At 49.0% G+C, this 22,359-nt stretch carries 21 protein-coding genes and 1 pseudogene; 15 read left to right on the top strand and 7 right to left on the bottom strand.

The annotated features are described in order from the left end of the window. Positions 1–99 precede the first annotated feature (99 nt). The 5 genes from truB to sstT form a co-directional block, all read right to left on the bottom strand. Entirely contained in the window at positions 100–948 is an 849-nt protein-coding gene (gene truB, locus Q0393_RS04840; RefSeq protein WP_298978331.1) for a tRNA pseudouridine(55) synthase TruB, read from the bottom strand. Next, a complete protein-coding gene (locus tag Q0393_RS04835; RefSeq protein ID WP_298978329.1) occupies positions 941–3,001 on the bottom strand; it encodes an ATP-dependent helicase in 2,061 nt (686 codons plus the stop codon). The genes truB and Q0393_RS04835 overlap by 8 nt, the downstream gene beginning before the upstream one ends. After that, on the bottom strand, positions 2,998–3,405 hold the full coding sequence (locus Q0393_RS04830; protein WP_298978327.1) for a hypothetical protein: 408 nt from the start codon (positions 3,403–3,405) through the stop codon (positions 2,998–3,000). Before Q0393_RS04830 ends, Q0393_RS04835 begins: the two co-directional genes overlap by 4 nt. Position 3,406: 1 nt before the next feature. Beyond that, on the bottom strand, positions 3,407–5,320 hold the full coding sequence (locus Q0393_RS04825; RefSeq protein WP_298978324.1) for a M3 family oligoendopeptidase: 1,914 nt from the start codon (positions 5,318–5,320) through the stop codon (positions 3,407–3,409). Positions 5,321–5,430: 110 nt separating this feature from the next. Continuing rightward, a complete protein-coding gene (gene sstT / locus Q0393_RS04820) occupies positions 5,431–6,690 on the bottom strand; it encodes a serine/threonine transporter SstT (RefSeq protein WP_298978323.1) in 1,260 nt (419 codons plus the stop codon). Between the two features lie 144 nt (positions 6,691–6,834). On the opposite strand from sstT, the gene metK reads away from it, so the two are divergent. Continuing rightward, a complete protein-coding gene (gene metK, locus Q0393_RS04815) occupies positions 6,835–8,034 on the top strand; it encodes a methionine adenosyltransferase (RefSeq protein WP_298978321.1) in 1,200 nt (399 codons plus the stop codon). Positions 8,035–9,101: 1,067 nt separating this feature from the next. Here metK and Q0393_RS04810 read toward each other — a convergent pair. Next, positions 9,102–10,286 carry a TRAP transporter substrate-binding protein gene (locus Q0393_RS04810; RefSeq protein WP_298978319.1) on the bottom strand — a complete coding sequence of 395 codons (1,185 nt, stop codon included), beginning with the start codon at positions 10,284–10,286 and terminating at the stop codon, positions 9,102–9,104. A 121-nt stretch (positions 10,287–10,407) separates the two neighbouring features. Between Q0393_RS04810 and Q0393_RS04805 the strand changes: the two genes are divergently transcribed. The 6 genes and pseudogenes from Q0393_RS04805 to Q0393_RS10765 all read left to right on the top strand — a co-directional run. Then, entirely contained in the window at positions 10,408–11,754 is a 1,347-nt protein-coding gene (locus tag Q0393_RS04805) for an FAD-dependent oxidoreductase (protein WP_298978317.1), read from the top strand. A 311-nt stretch (positions 11,755–12,065) separates the two neighbouring features. Further along, positions 12,066–13,523: a pyruvate kinase gene (pyk, locus tag Q0393_RS04800; protein ID WP_298978315.1), complete on the top strand. Its 1,458-nt coding sequence runs from the start codon at positions 12,066–12,068 to the stop codon at positions 13,521–13,523. 100 nt (positions 13,524–13,623) lie between these two features. Then, positions 13,624–14,529 (top strand): restriction endonuclease, encoded by a 906-nt coding sequence (locus Q0393_RS04795; protein ID WP_298978314.1) that lies wholly within the window; start codon positions 13,624–13,626, stop codon positions 14,527–14,529. Positions 14,530–14,778: 249 nt separating this feature from the next. Further along, positions 14,779–15,480 (top strand): cytochrome-c oxidase, encoded by a 702-nt coding sequence (locus tag Q0393_RS04790; protein WP_298978313.1) that lies wholly within the window; start codon positions 14,779–14,781, stop codon positions 15,478–15,480. Positions 15,481–15,608: 128 nt separating this feature from the next. Next, complete coding sequence (locus Q0393_RS04785) at positions 15,609–16,094, top strand: hypothetical protein (RefSeq protein WP_298978312.1); 486 nt, start codon at positions 15,609–15,611, stop codon at positions 16,092–16,094. A gap of 12 nt (positions 16,095–16,106) precedes the next feature. Next, positions 16,107–16,574, top strand: a pseudogene (locus Q0393_RS10765) (NADAR family protein); the annotation flags it as partial. An 89-nt stretch (positions 16,575–16,663) separates the two neighbouring features. Here the strand turns inward: Q0393_RS10765 and Q0393_RS04775 are convergent. Further along, on the bottom strand, positions 16,664–16,987 hold the full coding sequence (locus Q0393_RS04775) for a multidrug efflux SMR transporter (RefSeq protein WP_298978311.1): 324 nt from the start codon (positions 16,985–16,987) through the stop codon (positions 16,664–16,666). A 300-nt stretch (positions 16,988–17,287) separates the two neighbouring features. Between Q0393_RS04775 and Q0393_RS04770 the strand changes: the two genes are divergently transcribed. The 8 genes from Q0393_RS04770 to Q0393_RS04735 form a co-directional block, all read left to right on the top strand. Further along, positions 17,288–18,523, top strand: a complete 1,236-nt coding sequence (locus Q0393_RS04770) for a hypothetical protein (protein ID WP_298978309.1) — start codon at positions 17,288–17,290, stop codon at positions 18,521–18,523. 232 nt (positions 18,524–18,755) lie between these two features. Beyond that, positions 18,756–19,007, top strand: coding sequence for a hypothetical protein (locus Q0393_RS04765; protein WP_298978306.1), 252 nt, complete (start codon positions 18,756–18,758; stop codon positions 19,005–19,007). Positions 19,008–19,217: 210 nt separating this feature from the next. Next, the gene (locus Q0393_RS04760; protein WP_298978304.1) at positions 19,218–20,654 is read left to right on the top strand and encodes a hypothetical protein; all 1,437 of its coding nucleotides are present in this window, start codon (positions 19,218–19,220) and stop codon (positions 20,652–20,654) included. Between the two features lie 15 nt (positions 20,655–20,669). After that, positions 20,670–20,972 carry a hypothetical protein gene (locus tag Q0393_RS04755; RefSeq protein WP_298978303.1) on the top strand — a complete coding sequence of 101 codons (303 nt, stop codon included), beginning with the start codon at positions 20,670–20,672 and terminating at the stop codon, positions 20,970–20,972. Further along, entirely contained in the window at positions 20,941–21,213 is a 273-nt protein-coding gene (locus tag Q0393_RS04750) for a hypothetical protein (protein ID WP_298978301.1), read from the top strand. Before Q0393_RS04755 ends, Q0393_RS04750 begins: the two co-directional genes overlap by 32 nt. A 7-nt stretch (positions 21,214–21,220) precedes the next feature. Continuing rightward, the gene (locus Q0393_RS04745) at positions 21,221–21,343 is read left to right on the top strand and encodes a hypothetical protein (RefSeq protein ID WP_298978299.1); all 123 of its coding nucleotides are present in this window, start codon (positions 21,221–21,223) and stop codon (positions 21,341–21,343) included. Positions 21,344–21,373: 30 nt separating this feature from the next. Continuing rightward, on the top strand, positions 21,374–21,721 hold the full coding sequence (locus Q0393_RS04740) for a hypothetical protein (protein WP_298978297.1): 348 nt from the start codon (positions 21,374–21,376) through the stop codon (positions 21,719–21,721). A 372-nt stretch (positions 21,722–22,093) separates the two neighbouring features. Continuing rightward, positions 22,094–22,359, top strand: a 266-nt coding sequence (locus Q0393_RS04735; RefSeq protein WP_298978295.1) for a hypothetical protein, incomplete at its 3' end; no start/stop codon positions are given.

The raw sequence follows: 22,359 nt of genomic DNA, 5'->3' as shown, positions 1-22,359 counted from the left end.
GCGCTATGCTAGCAAATTTAAAACGCGCCGTATTTATGATCGTCGAAATTCAAGCTCGAACCGCCCGATCAAAATTCCGCCGCAGGCTGGAGCCTCGGCTTAAAACGCGCCGCCTGCGATCGGGACATCATTCCAAAGATAGCGCACCTCGCCCGCGCCAATCTCGATGATCGAGTAAAAATCGCCGCAGATAAGCAGGTAGCGGCCGTCTGCGTGGCTCGCCAGATCCTTTGCGGCGAGCTTCTTGCCCAAGATCACGTCGCGCGCATCGCCGTCGTAAAAGTTCGGCTTAAGATCCAAAAACTCGAGCGGATTTAGCGCCGCCTCGTCCGCAAAGCGCGGATCTTTCAAATCAAAAGCCCCCTCGCTTTCTCGTCTAAGCGCGCTTAGCGTACCGCAAACGCCTAGCTTTTCTGCTAAAATTTGCGCGAAAGAGCGCACGTAGCCACCCTCGCTGAGTGCTACGCGAAAGCTCACGAAGGGATGAGCGTAGCTTAAAATTTCAGCATCAAAAACCCGCATCGAGCTCTCTTTCAAGCTCACCTCTTCGCCCGCGCGAGCGAGCTTATATGCGCGCACGCCGCTAATTTTCTTGGCGCTGAAAGCGGGCGGGATAAATTTTGTCTCGCCGCGCATTTGCGCCATCGCGGCGTCTAAAACCTCGCACGAAAGCGGCGGAATTTGCTCCACGCGCCCTATGTTTTCGTTATCGCCGCTTGGGCTCTGCGCGCCCAGCCACAGCGTCGCAGTGTAAACTTTTGGCTCCTTTTTCAAAAACCTAAAAAAGCGCGCGTATTGCCCGAATGCCACGATCAGCGCGCCGCTCGCAAAGGGATCGAGCGTGCCGCTAAAGCCCGCCTTTTTCACGCCGTATTTGCGTTTAAGAGCGCTTAAAAATTTATTGCTGCCGATACCCGCGGGCTTGTCCGCCAAAAACAATCTATTCATAAGAGCCGATCTTTTCTACGAAATTCGACACTATCACGCGCGAAATTCCGCCGAAATTTATAGTGAGCCGATCGCCGTTTACCGCCGTGATCTGTCCGATACCGAAGAGTTTGTGTTTGATCAGCTCGCCCTTACTAAAGCCGCTGCTTTGCTCGCGCGGCGGCTCTTTAGCTACCAAACCCGCCTCAGCTATAAACCTGCTCGCATCGAGTCTCTCGCGCTTGCCGCGATAAAAGCGGCTAGCGGCAAAGCTAAGCGTGAGAGTGTGTTTGGCGCGCGTAATCGCTACGTATGCGAGCCTACGCTCCTCCTCGATATCATTGCTGTCGCCCAAAAGCGGGAAAAAGCCCTCCTCCAGTCCGATTACGAAAAGGTGCGAAAACTCAAGCCCTTTGCTCGCGTGCACGCTCATTATGTTTATCGCATCGCCAGATACGGCGTCCTGATCGCTAAGAAGGCTCAGCTCATTTAAAAATTCCGCCAGATCAAAATCGGGCTTATTGCTCGCCTCGTCCTTCAGCATCGCCAAAAACTCGTCGATATTTGCGACGCGATCGACGCCGTCGGGCAGCGAAGCGTAGTAAGCTTTTAACCCGAAAGCGGGCTCCAGCGCGTCTATTTTTTTGATCGTATCCGCTAGCGCGGAGATAGAAGCGATACCGCTTTTAAGCTCCGCTAGAGCCTGCGCCGCCTTGGCGCTAAGCCCCGCGTCCGGCTCGCTAAAAGCGTCAAATAGACTGATAAGTCGCAGGCGCGAAAGCTCCTCGAGCTTTGCCAGCGAGACCTTGCCGATGCCGCGCTTGGGCACGTTTATGATCCGCCTCATCGAAAAGTCGTCGTGCTCGTCATTTACTAAGCGTAGATAAGCGATCGTATCCTTGATCTCGGCGCGCTCGTAAAATTTCACGCCGCCTACCATTTTGTACGGGATTTTGGCTCGATTCAGCCCCTCTTCCAGTGCGCGCGAAAGAGCGTTTACGCGGTAAAGCACGGCGATTTGAGAGGGCGCTATGCCGCTTGAAAGCAGCTTTTTGATGGCTTCTGCAATCTTTGCCGCCTCGATACTCTCCTCGTCCGAACGCAAAATTTCGATCTTTTTGCCCCCGCCGTTCATGCTAGTAAGGCTCTTGCCGAGGCGGTTTTTGTTATGTGAGATAAGCTCGTTGGCGGCATTTAAAATTTCATCCGTGGAGCGGTAGTTCTGCTCGAGTTTGATAAATTTTACGTTTGAGAACTGATCTTTAAAATTTAGAATATTTTCTATCCGCGCGCCGCGCCAGCCGTAGATACTCTGATCGTCATCGCCCACTACTACGAGGTTTTCGTGCGCGGTGCAGAGCTTTTGCAGCAGTTTGAATTGAATGTCGTTGGTGTCCTGATACTCATCAACCGTGATGTAGGCGTAACGGCGCGAAATTTCATCGCATAATGCGTCGTTGGCGCTTAAAATTTTATACGGCAAAATCAGCAGATCATCGAAATCCACCAGATTATTCGCCGCCAAATACTCCTCGTAGCTCTTGTATGCTCTAGCGCAGTGCGCGTAAAATCCGCTATACATCCTGCTTAGCTCGTCATCTTCGCCTTTTAGAAGCTCGTCGATATCTTTGGGATCGATCAAGGAATTTTTATAGGTTGAAATTTTAGCCGCCAATAGCGACGTGGGCAAATTTATCTCAAAGCCCTTGATGATCTTTTTCTTATCGTCGGTGTCGATTACTTGGAAGTTTGCGCTACGCCCAAGCTCGCTAATATGAAATTTCAAAAACAGAAGCCCAAATTTATGAAAGGTGCACAGAAGCGGCACGTTGCTTAAATTTAGCCCGCTTATCAGATTAAGCGCTCGCGAGCGCATCTCGGCGGCGGCTTTGTTCGTAAACGTAAGCGTGAGAGTATTTTCCGCAGGCACGCCGTTTGAAAGCAAGTAAGCAAGGCGCGCGGTGATTGTTTTGGTTTTGCCGCTGCCCGCACCCGCTAAGATTAACATCGCTCCGTCCACGTGGCTCGCAGCCTCGCGCTGAGCGGGATTAAGACCTTCTAAAATATCGCTCATTTTGAGAAAATTTTACGCGATTTTTCGCGCTTAAGCCACTCGGACTCGGGCTGGGAGAAATTTACCGCGATGGGCTTGCCGTCCACGACGATCTGCAAAACCGCGTAAAACGGCACGCTAAGCGTGCTTACAAAATCCTGCGGCCCAAATCCCGCCTCGAAAACCAGCTCATCCTTGCTAAGATGCGCGCTAGAGAGCGTGTACTCCTCCAGCTGCAAAAAGATCGCGGGCATTTTGAAGCTTTTTAAAATTTCCTCCGGCAGCAGCGGGTCAAATTTTATCTGATCCGTCCTCGCAACGATGCCAAATCCATATCCAAGAGCCAAAACGTAGTCCAAAACCGCGCCTATATTTGCGCTGCTCGCAGCGATAAACTTATCGTCTTTTAAAATTTTATCTATCATCCTAACCCCTCACAAACTCATCTACAAGCGCTGCGACCTGCTCTATGCCGATGCGCCAAAACTCGCTTTTATTGATATCAAAGCCGAATTTCGCAACTAGCTTTTGCGGCTCGTCGCTGCCACCCGAGCTTAAAAACTCGGTGTAAATTTGAACGAAATTTTCGAGCCTGCCGCTTTTATACAGCCCGTAAAGCGCGAGCACCAAAAGCTGCGCGTAGGCGTAGGAGTAGCAGTAAAACGGCGTGTGAACGAAGTGCGGGATGTAGCTCCACCAACTTTTGTAATGATCCTGCAAGATTAGCTCGCCCGCAAACATCTTGCGCGACTCCTCCATCCAAAGCTCATTAATACGGTCTACGCTTAGCTCATCCGCGTTTGCATGCACGCGCCGCTCAAAGGTCGTAAATCCGATCTGGCGGTAAAGCGTAGCGAAGATATCCTCGATCTTTGCCGCAAGCATCGCTCTTAGCGCGACCTTGTCACTTGCGGTCTGCGAGGGCGTATCCGTATCGTGCTCTGCGTATTCACACGAATCCGCAGAGCCTTGCGAAGCGGCATTTTTTACGGCGCGCTCGTTTGGAATTTCACCGCCCTGAGCCTCTTGCGAAGCGCTGCATTTAAAATTTTGCGAGCCGTCCGAGGCGGCGTCGCTTTTTAAATTTTGCGAGCCGTTTAAATTTGAAAAATTTTCGCGCATATAATCAAACACCAACATCTCGCAGAACACCGACGCGGTCTCCGCCGTCGTTAGCGGCGTAAAGGAGTTAAAATAGCCCACGCCGTAGCTTAGATACTGATGTATCGCGTGCCCAAGCTCGTGTGCGAGGGTAAATACGTCGCGGCGCTTGCGCGTGAAATTTAAAAGCACGAAAGGGTGCGTATCGCGCGAGCCAGAATGCGAAAACGCGCCGCTTTGCTTATTTTGCGCGGGCATCGCGTCGATCCAGTTTCGCTCAAACGCGATCAGCGCGATCTGCTTAAATTTTGGGTTAAATTTTTCAAACGCCGCTAGCACGATCTGCTTAGTCTGCTCGAAGCTAAACTCGCTCTCATCGCCACTAAGCGGCGCGTATCTGTCGTAATCATACAGCGCGTCGTAGCCTAAAATTTCGCGCTTTTTGGCGTAAAATTTGCCGACCAGAGCGAAGCTTCGCTCCGCCTCTGCGATCAGCGCATCGACGCTTGCGATATTTATCTGATTTTCCTCATGCATCACCGCCTCGGCTTTATCGTAGCCCCGCAGTTCGCAGCGAATTTTAAGATCGGTTTTGATCATATTGTAGATGTAGCCGAGCAGATGGGAGTTCTGCTGCAGCACCGCGCTTAGCGAGGCTGCGGCGTCCTTTCGCACCCCGCGATCGGAGCTATGAAGCAGGCTTAAAATTTCCTCCTCGCCGAGCTTGCGCCCGCGAAAATCAAAGCTCATCCGCGCCATACTCTCGTCAAAAAGTCGCGAAAACGCCTCGCCGCTTACGGGCGAAGTTTTTAAAAGCACGCTTTCTTGCGGCAGGCTTAGCTGATGGGCCTTGCGCTGCTTAAGCAGGCTCAAATAATATCTAAATCTCCCGCTTCCCGCGATAAGCTCGTCCTGTTTTGCGGCGTCAAGCTCGTTAAACTCGAGCTCAAAAAAAAGCAGGCTCTGCGAAATGTCGTTGCAAGCCTGCTCCGTCTTGGCCTGCTGCGCCCCAAGGCTCGTATCTCGCGCAAATCTAAGATGCGCAAAGCTCATTATCTTGCCGATCTGCTCGCTGATGCTCTCATAAAGCTCAAGCGCGCCTAAAAATTCCTCCGCGCTAAGAGCGCGCAACCTGTCTTTAAATTTAGCTTCAAAATCCCGAACCTGCGCGGCCGCGCTATCTATCGCGCCGCTAAATTTCGCTTCGTTTGCAAACAGCTCGCCTAAATTCCAATTCATCGATTTCCTTTTAAAATTTTTGGATAATTTTATCAAAAAAGCATAAGTAAAATTTTAAAAACCGCGAGATCCATCACATGGACGAAATTCGCGGTAAATTTTAAGGTGAGTTATTTTTGCATACTTTGCGACGCGATCGCCGTAAAAATCACGTCGGTAGAGCTATTAATCGCGGTTTCTACAGAGTCTTGGATCACGCCGATGATAAAGCCGATCGCGACGACCTGCATTGCGATATCGTTTGAGATATTAAAGAGCGAGCACGCAAGCGGGATCAGCATCAATGAGCCGCCGGGCACGCCGCTAGCGCCGCACGCACCGACCGCCGAGACCACGCAAAGCAGCAGCGCCGTCCAAAAATCGGGACGCACGCCAAGCGTATGGGCCGCAGCAAGCGCTAAGATCGCGATTACCACCGCAGCGCCCGCCATATTTATCGTAGCTCCCAAAGGGATCGAGATCGAGCTTAGCTCGTCGCTGATACCGAGCTTTTTGCATAAATTTAAATTTACGGGGATATTCGCTGCTGAGCTGCGGGTGAAAAACGCCGTGAGGCCGCTTTCGCGCAGGCAGGTAAATACGAGCGGATACGGATTTTTCTTAATCACCGCAAAGACTATGAGCGGATTTACCACGAGGGCTACGAACGCCATCGCACCTACTAGCACGACTACTATTCGCACGTACCCAAGCAGCGCATCGACGCCGGTTTGATACACAGTAGAAGCTACTAGACCGAAAATTCCAAACGGCGCGAGTTGGATTACGAACTGCACGATTTTGGTTACCGCTTCGCTCAGATCGGTAAAAATTTTCCTCGTTTCGTTGGTGCAAAATTTAAGCGCGACGCCAAGACCTATCGCCCAGGTTAGAATTCCTACGTAATTTCCGTGCGCGATAGCGTTTAGTGGATTATCTACGACCTTAAAAAGCAGATCTTTTAGCACGATCCAAACGCTTGCAGGAGCGGTATTTTCCGCCGCGCCGACATTGCTTAGAGCAAGCTCCGTCGGGAATAAAAAGCTGGCTGCAACCCCCACGCACGAGGCTAAAAAGGTGCCTACGATATATAGGACGACCACGCGTTTTAAGCCACTTGCGCTGCCGTATTGTTTATTTACGATCGAGCTTAAAATCAAGATAAAAACTAAAATCGGAGCTACCGCTTTAAGGGCGCCTACGAATAAATTTCCTAAAATTTCCGCAAAAGCTACTACGTTTATTAAAAACGAAGTGTGCTCTGCCGCAATATCGCCCGCAGCCGAACGCGCGGCAAAGCCCAAAATAGCGCCTATTATCAAGCCGGTAACTATGCGCAGAACTAGATTTTTATCTTTGTAGCTAGCTACTAATTTTTGAATCGAACTCATTTTTTACCTTTCAATCAAAACATCGTTTGAAATATATCGAAATTTTATTTAAGCACATTTAAATTTTGGCGAAATTTCGTAATTTTTAGTTAATCTTAAAACCTCGTTAGATAAAATGCCCCGAAATTTTAATCAGGAGCAGATATGTATCTTTTCACAAGCGAAGTAGTAAGCCCGGGGCATCCGGATAAATGCGCCGATATCATCGCAGACAGCATCGTGGATGAAATTTTAAAACAAGATCCCAACGGGCGCGTAGCGGCGGAGGTTTTCATCGCGGGCAAACACGTAGTAATCGGCGGCGAAGTAAACGCCAAGATCGATTTTACCCACGATGATTACCGCCACATCGTAAAGGGCGCGCTTAGCGAGATCGGTTACAACGACAACCCTCATTTTACGCGTGCGCAGTGCCTGCATCCGCAAGATCTGCAAGTGGACGTATTTTTAAACCAGCAAAGCCCCGACATCAACCAAGGCGTCGATCAAGAGGGCGGCGAGATCGGAGCGGGAGATCAGGGCATAATGTTCGGCTTTGCAAGCTGCGAAACGAAAAATTTTATGCCGGCGGCGATCACCTACGCGAGGCTTCTTTGCGATCACGTTTATGCCTATGCAAAGTCCCATCCTAACGAGCTTGGCGTCGATATTAAGACGCAGGTTAGCGTCGATTACGGCACGAAGAGCAATTTTGAGGAGTGCAAGCCGCAAAGCATCCATACGATCGTGGTTTCCGCGCCATGCGTCGAGAGCATGAGCATCGAGCGCGTCCGAGATCTGATCGGAAATTTGATCGATTCTGCAGGGCTTCCGAAGGAGCTCTACGACAAAAGCAAGACGATCATCTACATCAACCCGACCGGCCGCTACGTAAATCACAGCTCGCTTCACGACAGCGGCCTAACGGGGCGCAAACTAATCGTCGATAGCTTCGGCGGCTACAGCCCGATCGGCGGCGGCGCTCAAAGCAGCAAAGACTACACCAAGGTCGATCGTAGCGGGCTTTATGCGGCGCGCTATATCGCCAAAAACATCGTTGCAGCGGGGCTTGCGAAAAAATGCATCGTCCAGCTCAGCTACGCAATCGGCGTCGCAAAGCCCGTCAGCGTCAGCGTCGATTGCATGGGGACGAATTTAGGCGCAGCTAGCGACGATGAGCTATCTGCTTTCGTACTTGAAAAATTCCCGCTCACGCCGCGCTGGATCATCGATAAATTCGGTCTTGATCGCCCGGGCAAAGGAAGCTTTCTCTACGCCGACGTCGCCGCACGCGGACAGGTCGGAAACGACGAGTACCCGTGGGAGCAGCTCGATAGCGTCGAGCTTTTTAAGGTTTTGAAATAAAATTTTACGCTTTGCAGTAGCGCCTTTTTGGCTTACGACATTCGCTAGGCTTGCAGCAGCGAGCCTAGCTCAATATTCTTACGCGGCTTTTGCATGCCACGTAGTTTTATCGCATCCCAAGAAATAGCGTTGTGGCAAAATTCTGTATCAAAATTCTAAGCCATGAAATTTAAGAGTTTTTGCAGGTAGAATCGAATTTTAAAATTTTAAGCCTAACTCGCGCAAAATTTTAAAATTGGCGCGGTGAAATCCCAAGGCTGAGCCCGTCTAGTTTAGTGATAAATTCTAACTAGAGCAGGCTTTAAAAGTATTTGCATACAAGCTTTAAATCTGCAATCGCTTAAAATGAAATTTGACCTATAAAATTTTTTCTAACGCGCTTTGTACTTAATCCCCGAAGAGTAAAATTTTAAATTCTCCTTACTTGTGATGTTCAAGCGTATAAATTTTAAAATTTTGCATTTTATTTGAAGTTCGCTGCTTTATATAACAAGAAAACCCGAAGCAAATTTCACTTAAAAGCGGCATTTGCAAGATAAAAGCACTGAAATTTTAAAATGTGGAATTTATGAACGCTACTAATTTAAAATCTCAGATTAGCACGCTTCGCCAAAGCTTCTTCGCTAACTATGCGAAATGAAAAAGTAAGATTAAATTCTCCCTCGCTCAATGTCGCCCGCAAACGAGCACGGCGGAATATCAAGCTTAAATAGCGCAAAAGATAAAAGAATAAAGCAAAAATAGAAGGAGCTTGGAGCTTGATAAAATTCTAGCTTTGTGCGGCGGCGACTGAGCGGCTTTTAAATTGGGCTTTAAACGCAATGATGCAAATTGCGCGCCTTAACTTAAATGCTAAAGCGGCGATAAAATTTCATCGCCGCTTTCATAAATTAAAATTTTAAAGATACTCCGAGCTACGCAGCTGCAATAAGCAAATCACCTGCATTTTAATCACCCGCGCCTCGCCTAAATTGCCTAAAATTGCCGATCAAATTTAAGCCGCATACGCCTTTATCTGGCGCTTAGTTTAGCCGCGCGGCATAAAAACGCAGCTAAAAAATGAAGCACTATTTCGTCTGATTATCCTCGTTTTTTGGTGCGGCAGTGCTTGCATTTATCTCGCTGGCTGCGCTATTTACGGGCTCAGGAACAGAGATTTTTTTCACTGAAGCGGTAAAATTCTGCTCGGCTTCAACGTCGCCTGTTTTTTCGATATATGTAAAATCGCCCATCTTCGTCCACGTTCTAGCTTTAGCTAAAAACGCCTTTTGGCTCTCCCAAATCTCTTTGAAATCGGGATTTTTCTCGCTTTCTTCGGCTAAAATTTCATCCGTCGCCTTGCGAAGCGCACGCATAATTTCAGGCGAAAAAGAGCGAATCTGAACGTTCGGATATTTCTTTTTGATCTCGTCCCAAATTATTACATTTTTATAAAACGTCTCGTTTTCTGCGTATTCGCGCGCCTTTGCGATAGAGGCTTCCAGGATATTTTGCAAGTCCTTAGGAAGCTTCTGCCAAGTTTGTAGATTTATCACTATCTGCTGCTCGCTAGCGGGTTCTTGCCATCCCGTATAATAGTAATTTGCGACCTTGTGAAAGCCTAGAGGTATATCAAAGCTAGGACTTGCCCACTCGACCGCATCGATAGTGCCCATCTCTAGCGCCATATATAGCTCACCTACAGGTATCGTAGCGACTGCGACGCCAAGGCGGCTCATGACCTCCCCGCCAAAGCTTGGAATTCTAAATTTAAGCCCTTTTAGATCATCTAACGTATTAATCTCTTTTTTAAACCAACCACCCATCTGCATGCCGCTATTTAGGATATTAAAGACCTTTAGATTGCTTTTAGCATAGAATTTATCCGCTAGCTCCTTACCCCCGCCGAAGTAATACCAAGCGTGTTGCTCATCTTTCGTCATACCAAAAGGCACGGTCGTAAACAGCATATTTGCGCTATTTTTGCCTTTATAATAGTAGCTCGCAGTATAGCCTAAATCGTATTGTCCGTTTTTGACCATATCATAGATTGCGAAAGGTGCTTTATGTTTGCTAGGCGCGTCGATGCTGATTTTCAGCCTGCCATCAGACATACTATCTGCAAGATCTGCCATACGCTTGGCGACATCGCCTACGATAGGCATACTAAGCTCGTAAGTCTGAGCTAGCTTAAGGCGATAAACTTTCTTATCCGCGCCCCACAGCGACGTGGCTATAATCAAACTTAATCCGACAATAATCGATTTTTTCATATACTACTCCCAAAATGAAATGGTGCGAATTTTATATAAAATCATCTAAATTCACGCTTTTATAACTAGCTTTTAAGCGAAATTTTCGCACAATTGCAGCCAAATTCGATAAGGAAAGGGCATGCAAGAAAAACATTACGACGTAATCATCATAGGCGGCGGTATCACGGGCAGCGCGCTAGCATATGTACTGGCGGAATTTAGCGGGATCAAAAATATCGCTCTACTTGAAAAATACGAAGGGCTTGCGACGCTAAATTCTAAAGCCAGCGCAAATTCCCAGACGATTCATTGCGGCGACATCGAGACCAACTACGACCTGCAAAAAGCAGCAGAAGTCAAGCGCAAGGCGGATATGATCGTGAAATATTGCCAAAAGCATGGATATGAGAATAAATTTTTATTTCAGGGGCAGAAAATGGCTCTTGGCGTGGGCGAAAGCGAGGTAGAGCTAATTAAAGACCGCTTTGAGAAATTTAAAGAGCTTTATCCGTATCTGCAGCTTTTTGACAAGGAAGAGCTCAAAAAAATCGAGCCCAAGCTAGTTTTTGACGGACGCGGCGAGGAGCGAGCGGAGGATATCGTAGCAATGGGCGTGCAATCGGGAGTTTACACGACGATCGATTACGGCGCGATGGCGAATTCCTTCGTGCAAAACGCTAAAAACGTGGAGGGCAAAACCTGCGATCTATATCTAAACTCCGAGGTGCAAAACATCACTAAAGTAGGCGATAAGCTCTATATCCGCACTGTAAATAGACTCTCGCTAAGCGCCGATTTCGTAGTCGTAGATGCAGGCGCTCACTCGCTGTGGCTGGCGCACAAAATGGGGCTTGGGCAGGATCTTAGCACGATTTGCATCGCGGGCAGCTTCTATCTAACCAAGCAAAAGCTTCTAAATGGCAAGGTTTACATGATGCAAAACCCAAAGCTTCCATTTGCCGCGCTTCACGGCGATCCGGATTTGCTCGCAGGCGGCTGCACGAGATTTGGCCCTACCGCGCTTACGATGCCAAAGCTCGAGCGCTACAAGGGCTGTCGTTCGGTGCCGGAATTTTTTCAGTCATTAAATTTTGACATGGACGTAGCTAGGGTCATTTGGCAAAATTTTGGCGATAGCGAGGTAAGGGATTTCTTAATCCGCAATATAGGCTTTGAGATACCGATTTTAGGCAAAAAGCTTTTCGTCAAAAATGCGCGCAAGATCATACCTAGCATCCGCGAGGAGGATATTTACTACGCCAAGGGCTTTGGCGGCGTGCGCCCACAAGTAATCTCACACTCGCAAAAAAAGCTGATTTTAGGCGAAGCTAGAATAGGTGAAAATCCGGGGATTATCTTTAATATGACCCCAAGCCCCGGCGCTACGAGCTGCCTAGGCAATGCGCTTCGCGACGCAAAAAGTGCCTGCGAATATTTAGGAGCGAGCTTTGATGATGCAAAATTTGACGCGGAAATGATGCAATAAAGAGGAATTTTTAAATTTCGCTCGGGCAAGAATTTTAAAATTTTACTTCGGCGAGGATTTTAGAATTTTGCTCGCGCTTCACATATATAGAGAGTTTTAAAATTTCATTCAAACGCGAATTTTTAGAATTTAACCTGCACCGCAAGCTATGAAATTTTAAAATTTCGCCGTGCCGTAGAATTTTGAAATTTCATCGCGCCATAAAATTTTAAAATTCCTTCGTCTAGCGAATTTTAAAATTTAGAAATTTCAAAATTTTGCGCAAAATTTCGCCTAATGCGGCGATAAATTTTAAATTTAAAGGAGAAAAGATGCTTAAAAAAACCAAAATCCTAGCGACCATCGGGCCTGCAAGCGATAGCGAAGAGATGATGAGCGCGATGGTAAAGGCGGGCTGCAACGCCTTTAGGATGAACTTCAGCCATGGTACGCACGAGTATCACGAGGCAAATTTAAACAAAATCCGCGCCGTAGAAAAGAGCCTAGGCGTGCGCGTAGGCGTCTTTCAGGACATCAGCGGTCCAAAGATCCGCGTCGGCAAACTCGAGGAAAATTTTAAACTAAAAACGGGCGATAAAATCACCTTCCTTCCTCGCGAAATGATCGGCAAAAAGACCGCAGAAGGCGAATACGAGCTGTGTATCAACCACCCTGAAATTTTGCCGTTAATGAAGGTAGGCGAGTTTATCTATCTCTACGACGGCTCGATCCGCGCTAAGGTAGTCGCGGTAAGCGAGCAAGGCGTGCGAGCGGTGCTCGAAAACGACGGCTTTTTAAGCTCAAATAAAGGGGTGAACTTCCCAAACACCCGCCTAAATATCGACGTCATCACGCAAAAGGACCTCGAGGATCTGCGCTGGGGCGCGGCGCACGGCGTAAATTTCGTAGGCATCTCCTTCGTGCAGTCTCAAAACGACATCCTGCGCGTGCGCGAAATTTTAAACTCGCTCGGTTCAAAAGCTAAAATTTACGCCAAGATCGAGAAATTCGACGCGGTCGAAAATATTGAAAAGATTATCGAGGCAAGCGACGGAATAATGGTCGCGCGCGGAGATCTGGGCATCGAGATGCCGTTTTATGAGATCCCGCGTATACAAAAGCGCATCATAGCTCTTGCCAACGCCCGCTCAAAGCCCGTCATCACCGCCACGCAGATGATGCTTAGTATGACCGAGCACGAGCGCGCCACCAGAGCCGAGATCAGCGACGTCGCAAACGCCGTGCTCGACGGCACCGACGCCGTAATGCTAAGCGAGGAAAGTGCCATCGGCAAAAACCCCGCAGCCGTAGTCGCCGCGATGAGCGAGACGATCCGCGAGACCGAAAAGATCTATCCTTACGATAAATTTAACGATTACGATTTCTACGACGAGACCGATATGATCACTTCAAGCACCGCAGCGCTTGCCGCAAGACTGGGCGCGGGCGCGATACTTTCGATCACGGGCTCGGGGCGCTCGGCGATAAAACTCGCACGCAACCGCGCTAAAATAGATATCATTGCAATCGCGCACGACGAGCAGACCGCGCACGCGCTAAGTCTCGTGTGGGGCGTAAATCCTGCGATGGTCAGGGAAAAAACGAGTATCAACTCGCTGCTCGCACGTATCATAAGCGAGGCTCTGCAGCGCGGGCTCATCGAGGAGGACGGCACCTACGTGATGACGGCGGGCTTTCAAAGTGGCCATCCCGGCAGCACCGACTACATCCGCATCATCAAAAAAGATCAGATCGATTTCTACCGCAACGCGGCAAAAACGGGCTTTTAGAGTAAAATTTAAAGCGCAACATTAAATTTAGCGGTAAAATTTGAAACTTTTGAGTCACAGACCTAGAAAGGTAAAATTTTAAAAATTAGGAAGGAAAACGATGATACCAAGCTACAAAGAGATGATGTTTCCGATTTTAAAATTTATCGGCGAGCGCGGCAGCGTAGATAGAAAAGAGGTTTGTAAATTTGTCGCGGAGTACTATAAATTTAGCGAAGATGAACTCTCGCAAAGGATACCCAGCGGTATGCTTTTATACATTAACCGCGCGGGCTGGGCGTTAGCATATTTTGCAGGCAATAAAGAAGTCGTAAATTTACCCGGCACCAAAAAGCCAGTCAAAAAAACCGGCAGAGGCGTATACGAGATAACGGATTTTGGCAAGCAGATGCTAAAAAGCAAAGACGCGCAGGCGAAATTTGAAGCTTGGTATGATGAAATTTATAAAAACAAAAGCGCGCCGAGCGCCGAAATTTCGCAAACAGCAACGCAAGAAAAGACTCCCAGCGACATCATAGCAGAGACGGCAAACGAGCTCGCACAAAATCTAAAATCTCAAATTTTAGATGAAATTTCGCAAAAAAAGCCGAGCTTTTTTGAATATTTAGTGGCGCGCTTGCTCGAAAAAATGGGCTACGGAGTAGGCAGGCTAACCAAAAGCGGCGCGGACGGCGGTATAGACGGCATTATAGATGAGGACGAGCTTGGATTATCGCAAATTTACGTGCAAGCCAAAAGCTGGCAAGGCACGGTCTCTCGTCCTGAAATTCAAAAGTTCGTCGGCGCGATCTCAGATAAGCAGACCAAAAAGGGCGTGTTTATCACGACGTCAAAATTTAGCAAGGATGCCGAAAGATACGCCGCGAACGTGCAAAGTCACACGGTGGTTTTGATCGACGGCGAGCGGCTGGCGGAGCTGATGATAAAATACAAACTAGGCGTCCAAGTGCGACAAAATATCGAGATTTGCGACATCGACGGCGACTTTTTCGGCGATGAAATTTAAGCAAAGACAAAATGTTCCTGAATGCGTTTCCGATTAAGCGTGAGCGAGATAAAATTTAGGAGTAAAAATACCGAAACAAAATCCGCCAAAATCAAAAATTTCAGCTAAATTTAGCTGCGCAAAGCTTCGCGGTAAGGTCGCGGCGTGAAAATTTAAAATCCTAAAAATATTACAGATCAAGCGCTGCGCTCTTAAATTTCAAGGTATAATTACGAAGCAAATTTACAAAATTTAACCGAAGGAGAGACCATGAAAAAATTTCGCTCACTGCTGCTGTGTGCGGCGGCGGCTGCGACTTTGAGCGCCCAGAGTGAGGAGAAGGTAGAGAAAATCACTTCGATCGACATCTATATCTCGCCGTTTTATTCGGCCAAGGAGGGCAAGCCCGAATACGTGCATGTTTACGAGCCGATCGACGATCTGTTGATGAAAAACGACGTGCCAAGCCTAAAAAAGGCGATCAAAATCATCGAAGATGCCCCGGAGATGGTCGCTCCAACCACGCTGATGACCGTCGCAGCGCGCGCTTATGATCTAGGGCTCAAGGACGACGCGGTGTTTTGGTTCTACGCGGGCAAATACCGCTTCATCTCCTTCGCCTCGGTAATCGACGTCAGCGGCGCGATGTTTATGGAGACGGTCGAGGCAAATTCCGCTTTCATGCACCTTGCAGGCGACGTGATCAACCCATACGCGTTTTGCGACATCGACAAGCAGCAGATCATAGTCGAAAAGGCGGTCGATTGGGTAAAGGATCATCCGTACAAGGCGATATTTTCGGATAAATTCCCATCCATCGCTAGCGACCGCAAGGCGGCTCTAAAGGAAGTGATAGAAAAGCTCAAAGCCGATCAACAAAAGCAAAAGCAGTATTTCGCCGATCCGAAAAATAGAGCGGACTACATCGCCGAGCGCAAGAAATACCGCACTGACGAGCGCTTCTGCGATTAAATTTGCGGCTAAGCTTACCCCTCTGGCGGGCTTTGCTAACTTAGCTGCATTTTGCCTAAATTTCAGCTCGCAGGCTAAATTTAGGCAAATTTCAAACTATGCTTCAAAATAAAATTTAAGGAAAAGGCGTGAGCGAAATTTTAAAAAACGTGATGCCGCCGCCGTGGATCAAATACCCCGCTCTTAGTGAGTTTTCGCTCGGCTGGCGGATGGGCGCGACAGAGGATTATAAATTTAAATTTTGGCAGTGGTTCGAGCGGCTGGATAAAGCGGTGCAAAGAGCGTATGCATGGACCTTTCCCTACCCTTGCTTTTGGCACTACGGCGGCTGGGATGAGCTAAACGAGACGTCTGAAAATGAGCGCGTAAAATGTGCGCATGGCGGCGACAGATGCTGCTCGGAGGCACGAAATTTGGAATTTAGTGAGCGTGATGAGCTTAGGGGCGATCTTACGGACGACATAGACGATTTCTACCGCGAGGGCGTGCCGTTTTGGCGAGCAGGCGGAGCGGCGAAATACGACAAAACCTCGCTAATAAATTCTTCCGAAGCGCACGAATTTCTATTTTTCTACAAGCCGGATGCGGCCGCGGACGAATCCTGCCTCGGGTAGTGGCAGAGCTCGCCTTTTGCCGTAGATGCCGATGAGTATCTCTGCGCCGAGCAGTTTATGATGGCGAGTAAGGCGCAAATATTCGGCGACGAACAGACGTGGGCGCGGATAATGCAGAGTCGCGATGCAAAGCAGATGAAAGCGCTCGGCAGGCAGGTGCGGGGCTTTGATGAGCGGCTCTGGGGCGAGGTGCGCTACAGCGTCGTGCTAAGCGGCAATTACTATAAATTCACGCAAAATCCCGCGATGATGCGCTTTTTGCTCGCGACGGGAGATAAAATTTTAGTTGAGGCCAGCCCGCTAGATAAAATTTGAGGTATCGGCCTTGGGCGACAGAGCGAAAACGCAAGCCGTCCGAGCACGTGGCGCGGGCAAAATCTGCTCGGCTTTGCGCTGATGGAGGTGCGAGACGAGCTGCGCAGGCTGTATAAAAACTACGATCTGATCGATAAGAAATTTTTGCGAGATTGGGCGGCTTAAAATTTAGCCACTGCGTCATTCGATCCGCTTTTACACCCTATTCCTCGCCCAAATTTAAACGCATTGCTAGCTCGTAAAGGCGCGCGACCTTAGTGCCCTGCGCCGAAGAAATTACACATCGCCGTGCCTATCACGATGAGCGCTATGCCGCAGATCGCGGGCGCAGAGAGTTTTTCGTGGAAGTAAAACACCGAAAGCAGCGACGCTAACACTATGCCAAGCCCACCCCACGTGGCGTAAGCGATGCTAAGCTTTACCGTTTTTAGCGCGAGAGCCAAGAAATAAAAGCACGCACCGTATGCCGCTAGCGTGGCTAGAGAATAATTCAGCTTACTAAATCCGTCCGAGAGCTTCATGCAGTTGGTCCCCGCTAGCTCCAAAACTATCGCAATGCCCAAATAAAAGTATCCCATAAGTGCTCCTTAATGTAATTTGAGCCGAAATTTTATAGAAATTTCTCTTAAATTCACCCAAAGGCGCCTCCTAGCGGCTTGCGTAAAATTTGCGCCGTATATTTGAGTAAAACCGGCGCTTCGGCGACATAAAATTCCGCTCGCCGATCTACGCAGAATTTCATGAGCATATCGCAGCATAAAATTCCGCTGGCGTCGTCTCAAAATCCGAGTCTTTTAAATTTATCCGCACGCCGAAATTTTATCCGTTTTTATATACGAACATTATATAATTATCAAAAATTTTTCCAAGGAGAGAGGATGAAAAAGCTCGCTACGATACTTGCGCTGCTCTGTGTGGCGGCGTTTGCCAAGGAGTATGAGTATATGGTGCAAAGTATGAGCTACAGCTCACTCGGGGAGCGCAAGGAGAGCACGCATCTAAGCTACGATGCGGCGGCGCGCAAGCTGGAGCAGATAAGAGATACGAACTCCTCGGACGACCTGGGCTCTAGCTACAAAGAAATCAGCTACTTTGACAAAAAGGGGGGAATGGTTAAATTTGAAGTATTTAACCTCGATCTTAAAAGCGGCAAGTGGAAAAAAATAGAAGACTACACGGAAAGCGTAAAGGGTAATGTCACTACGCGCGAGACGAATTCAATAGCGGATGACGGCACGCGCAATGCGAGCAAAACCGTCTCCAGCTACGACGGTAACGCGACGCAGGATGTGCGATATAAGCTTGTAAAGGGCAAATGGCAGAAAGATAGCATGAACAGATCCGTAAAAAACGCGTGGGATAAGGAAGAGCTTACGATAAGCTTCAAATGGGATGGCAAGAGCTGGCAGCCCAAAGATAAGACCGAAATTTTCTATGACGGCTCAGGAAAGATGAACGGATACGTAACCTACGAGTTTGTAAACGGCGCGTGGCAAAACAGCGAGCGAGAGATGCTTAACGGCGATCGAAACGGCAGCTACGAGCAGATCCGCAGCACCTTTAAGGACGGCGCGTGGCAAAACGCGACGATGAGTAAGCACGAGCTTGATGCCGCGAAAGGCGAGGGGATCGTTACGAGCTTCATCTGGAACGACGAGAAGGGCGCATGGGATAATATGAGCAAACAAACCGCTATCAAGAAGGGCGCAGATCTTAATATGACCTCTTATTTGTGGGATGAGCAGCTTAAAGATTGGGTCAAAAGCTACTCAAACGGCGAAATTTACGACAAATCGGGCGAGCGCCCGCTCGTGCAAAGCTTTGAATCAAATTCCAGTAGCGGCAAATACGTCTATAGCTACGACGAGCGCGGCAGCAATACGGCGATGGATATCTACAAGCTTGACGCGAGCGGCAAATGGGTGCAAACCGGGCGCTCGGAGGCCACTTACGATACCGCAATCCCAGCCGATAGCGTGGGATACGGAGCCGCGCTGATGATGTTTGAGATGCCTAGCGCCTACGCGATAACGAGCTTTAAGGAATTTAAGCTTAAAGACGGTAAGCCTAAGCTCATAACGGAGCAGACATGGAAATACAAAAAGATAAAGTAGCGTTTGAAGATGCGTCGGTAAAATTTCGCGGCTAAATTTTACCTGCGCGGCCTTGCGCGAGCGCTGCGATTAAATTTTATCGGCGTGGCGTTTAAATTTAACGGGCGCGGCGCGAGCTATGCGGTTAAATTTAGCTAGCGCGGAGGTATTTGCGCACCGCATAAATTTTAAAATTTAAATCCTACGCCGCAGCAGGTCCGCACGCAGCGGCGGTAAAAGAAAAGGTTGAAAAATGGCTTTACCCAGAGCGACAAGAACGGCTATTTCGGCTTTAATTTTGGCGAGTATCTGTTTTGGCGCCGTAGAGGCGCAAGATCACGGCGCGGCAAGCGGACAAAAACAGAAGATGCAAGGCGGCGAAAGAGAGGATCGGGCGCTCGCAGACAAGCAGAGTGGCGAAATAAGCGCAACAAAGCGCGCAGACGAGCAAGGCGACGAGGCGCAAAATTTTAAAATCAAAAGGCGCTATTTTCGCAGCTGTTAGTGCCTGCATAAACAAAAATCAAAGGAGCCCGCCCGCCTCTACGATGAAATTTCGCAAGAGCAGGCCGAAAAATCGGCAAGCTATTTCATCGGCTATTTCAAAGAGGGCAAGCTAAGCCGCTATGAGAAAATTTACGAAGGCGAGAGAGCCTTTTCGAGCGAGGATATAAAGTGGTAGGCATGATTTAAAATTCAGATAAAAGGAGCGGTCATGAGAGGTGTTTTTAAAATTTCACCCGAGGATGCGGCAGATTTCACGGCGCTAAATTTAAAGGCGCGAGCGATTGTTTCGGCGGGCGCTTTTAAGGTGCGGGCGGCGGTTTCGGCAGACAAGCTTCGAGCGCAGGCGGCAGTTTTAGCAGGCTCTGTTTTAGCGGCGACATTAACGCTTGCGATGCCTGCGGGCGCGACCGAAACGGGCGAGGCGGCGACGAAACATGCGGCGGCGGATAAAATTTGTCTGCAAAAGACGAGTTATAAAACAGAGGGCGGCGCCGTGCCGCGCTACGAATATGAAGTGAGCCAAAACTACGACGCCAAAACCCGCCGCCTAGAAAAAATCTACAAAAAGAGCGGCGAAGAGGGAACCTCCGTATCGAAAAGCTTCAGCAAATTTGACGAAAGCGGCGAGCGCGAGATCGAAAATATCGAATACGACTGGGACGCGAATACAAACAAATTTCGCGAAACGGCGATAAGCAAGCAGGAGATCGCAAAGGACGGCTCGAAAATTTATTTTAGTCTGCAAAAGGACGGCAAGCCATACGAGGGTGAAAAAGCCGTCGAAAAGCGCGAGAGCAAAACGGAAATTTTGGAAAATTTCACGCTAAAAAAGGGCAGATGGACGCCGACACACCTTACAAAAAGGATTGTCGATGAAAGCGACAGAAACAATTTCGTAGCGACCTATGAATGGAACGCCAAAGCGAAAAAATGGATGCCGTACGAAAAATCGATATATCACTACAACGGCGACGTTTACGCAGGCTCCGAAGGCTACGCGTGGCGCGGCAAATGGGTGCCGCTTACAAAACGTACCGTCTTTACGGCTGCGGACGGGACGCGCAGCGAGATAAATTTTATATGGAAGGACGACACATGGCAGCGCGATGAAAAGATCTTGCGCAAGATCGAGCCTAAGCATAGGCGCTTTAGCGAGCTAAAATCGCGCTGGGACGCCGCAAAAAGCGAGTGGAGGGAGTACTACAAAAACGTGCACGAGGAGACCGAGGAACGCAGGTTGCTACGCGAGCAAACCGCGCTTTGGCGCGAGGAGTCGCAACGCTGGGAGGTCGTGTTTGAAAACGAGTTTGGCTATGATGCGCGCGGCAACGTGATAAAAAATCGCACGGCTTCCGACGGCAAGCAGTACGAGTATATCTACGACTACGACGAGGCGGGCAATAACATCTCCATCATCCTGCGCGAGCCTGATGAGAACGGCAAATGGCGCGAGACGCAAAGGACGCAAAACGTCTTTGAGCCTGAAATTTTAGCGCGCGACGTCCTGGATCGCGGCTTCATCGGCGATTACATAGCTACGGACGAAAACGCGATCAAAAGCAGCAAGCAGTATTTTCTAAAGGACGGCGAGTTTAAGCTAAACGAAACTCGCGAGTGGTTTTACGGAAAGTGCGAGCCGCAATAAAATTCGAAAAGCCTCATGAACGAGCCTTATATCGTTAAAATTTCAGATAGCGACGCGATGATGTTCGGCTGCGAAGCGGACGAGCGGGTGCGCGAATTTGTCGCTAAATTTGACGGCTGGGAGTACGAAAGCGAGTTTGAGCGGATATACTATCTGCTCGGCACGGACGTTTTTATCGAGGTCGCGAGCGAGGAGAGCTTAAATGAAGGCGCTTTACGCGCTCAAATTCCAAACGAAAAGTCTTTGGACGCTGACGGCGGCGCGGCATTTTTAAGCCTGCGCGAATGTGGCGGCAAGGGGCATTCGCGCGAGCGATGAAATTTTACGCGCCATCAGCGAGGATGAGGACGGCGGCGCGGCGTATCTGCTCCTTAGCCCGCGACATATCGCCGCAGAGGAGTTGCGAGGCGCCTTTGCGGACAAGCCGCCGCAGGAATTTGCGCGCATTATCGAGGCTCTCGAAGCCAAATACGACTGTAAAGACCGAATGCTCTGCTACATCGTTTGTTATTTTACGCCGAAAGGCAAAGAGGGGATGCGGGCGGACTTCGGCGTCTGAATTTAAAGTGTGGCGGATTAAATTTAAAATTTGCCCGCACGGCATGCTTGCGCCGAATAGCGAGAGTTTGATCCTGCGCGTAAGACCTGCGCCGCATGAGTGCAAACAAAATTTAAGCGACGAAATTTAAACCGCCGCGACGAGCGAAATGGGAGTCAGAATGATAAAATCCATAAAATTTGGGGGCGAAAGCATCGAGGAGCTAGAGGTTTGGTACTACGCCCCAAAGCACGAATGTAGCGCGGCGGAGTTCGCGCAGCAGTGCGGCAAGCTCGTGCGCGCGGACTTTGGGCTCGCCTCCCTTTACGAGATAAAATTTGAAAAATTTACGCCCTGCGAGCCCGATGATTTTATGAAGGAGCGGATAACGGCTGCTTTAAGCGCGGCGGCTCTATCTGACGAGCCTCGAAATTTCGCAATGGGCGGCGAGAACGACTGGGACTGGCAGGAGTGCTCGTTTGAGGCGAGCGGACAGCGATTTTTACGCGTCTGGGCGACATCGGCTTGATAAATTTAGTCCCGCTAGCGGGCTTTGAGGCGAAGTGCGAGTTTTTAAAATTTAAAGTTTCAAGCGGCGCATACCATCGCGCCGAAACGCATTTCATCGAGCCTTAAATTTTAAAATTTCGGTCGCGAGCTTTCGGATTTTAAAATTTAAACGGCGCTGGGCTTTGAGGTGCAGCGCGAATTTTGCGGCGCGGTAAAATAGCAGCGCAAACGATAAAAAACGGCGCTCGCTAAGTAGAATTTTATAAAAGGTGAATGCGGCGGCTCGCCGTATTTAGGACGCAAAAAGCTTAAACGGGCTTAGGAAGTAAATTTCGATCTAAATTTAGGCGAGGCGCCAAAAATTTTAAAATTTAAACGCAAGGTCTGAAAAATGGATGTTTTGCAGAGTTTCGGACGAGAGTATGTGCGGCAGCTCAGAGACGGGTCGCTGGCGTGGTTGGACGGGGTCGTAAGCGGTCGGATGAAAGGCGCGCGGTGCGAGCGGCTGTATGCATTGATAGCGGAGTTTTCGCCGCAGCAAAGGGAGGCGCTAAGGACGCTTTGCGCGCATCTTACCGATCACGTCCTGCATGAGACGCTAAGCTTTTTCGAGCAAAGCGAGCGCTGGCGGCTTGCGGACGAGGTGGGCGAAAATCT

Source organism: uncultured Campylobacter sp., from assembly GCF_938015785.1.
Lineage (GTDB): Bacteria > Campylobacterota > Campylobacteria > Campylobacterales > Campylobacteraceae > Campylobacter_B.
The sequence above is the reverse complement of the archived record's forward strand: the minus strand, read 5'-3'. Positions and strand labels throughout refer to the sequence as shown.

Bases quoted from the DNA above. Each gene is read 5' to 3' on its own strand.
- truB (WP_298978331.1), bottom strand. From the start codon at position 948: ATGAATAGATTGTTTTTGGCGGACAAGCCCGCGGGTATCGGCAGCAAT.
- Q0393_RS04835 (WP_298978329.1), bottom strand. From the start codon at position 3,001: ATGAGCGATATTTTAGAAGGTCTTAATCCCGCTCAGCGCGAGGCTGCG.
- Q0393_RS04830 (WP_298978327.1), bottom strand. From the start codon at position 3,405: ATGATAGATAAAATTTTAAAAGACGATAAGTTTATCGCTGCGAGCAGC.
- Q0393_RS04825 (WP_298978324.1), bottom strand. From the start codon at position 5,320: ATGAATTGGAATTTAGGCGAGCTGTTTGCAAACGAAGCGAAATTTAGC.
- sstT (WP_298978323.1), bottom strand. From the start codon at position 6,690: ATGAGTTCGATTCAAAAATTAGTAGCTAGCTACAAAGATAAAAATCTA.
- metK (WP_298978321.1), top strand. From the start codon at position 6,835: ATGTATCTTTTCACAAGCGAAGTAGTAAGCCCGGGGCATCCGGATAAA.
- Q0393_RS04810 (WP_298978319.1), bottom strand. From the start codon at position 10,286: ATGAAAAAATCGATTATTGTCGGATTAAGTTTGATTATAGCCACGTCG.
- Q0393_RS04805 (WP_298978317.1), top strand. From the start codon at position 10,408: ATGCAAGAAAAACATTACGACGTAATCATCATAGGCGGCGGTATCACG.
- pyk (WP_298978315.1), top strand. From the start codon at position 12,066: ATGCTTAAAAAAACCAAAATCCTAGCGACCATCGGGCCTGCAAGCGAT.
- Q0393_RS04795 (WP_298978314.1), top strand. From the start codon at position 13,624: ATGATACCAAGCTACAAAGAGATGATGTTTCCGATTTTAAAATTTATC.
- Q0393_RS04790 (WP_298978313.1), top strand. From the start codon at position 14,779: ATGAAAAAATTTCGCTCACTGCTGCTGTGTGCGGCGGCGGCTGCGACT.
- Q0393_RS04775 (WP_298978311.1), bottom strand. From the start codon at position 16,987: ATGGGATACTTTTATTTGGGCATTGCGATAGTTTTGGAGCTAGCGGGG.
- Q0393_RS04770 (WP_298978309.1), top strand. From the start codon at position 17,288: ATGAAAAAGCTCGCTACGATACTTGCGCTGCTCTGTGTGGCGGCGTTT.
- Q0393_RS04765 (WP_298978306.1), top strand. From the start codon at position 18,756: ATGGCTTTACCCAGAGCGACAAGAACGGCTATTTCGGCTTTAATTTTG.
- Q0393_RS04760 (WP_298978304.1), top strand. From the start codon at position 19,218: ATGAGAGGTGTTTTTAAAATTTCACCCGAGGATGCGGCAGATTTCACG.
- Q0393_RS04755 (WP_298978303.1), top strand. From the start codon at position 20,670: ATGAACGAGCCTTATATCGTTAAAATTTCAGATAGCGACGCGATGATG.
- Q0393_RS04740 (WP_298978297.1), top strand. From the start codon at position 21,374: ATGATAAAATCCATAAAATTTGGGGGCGAAAGCATCGAGGAGCTAGAG.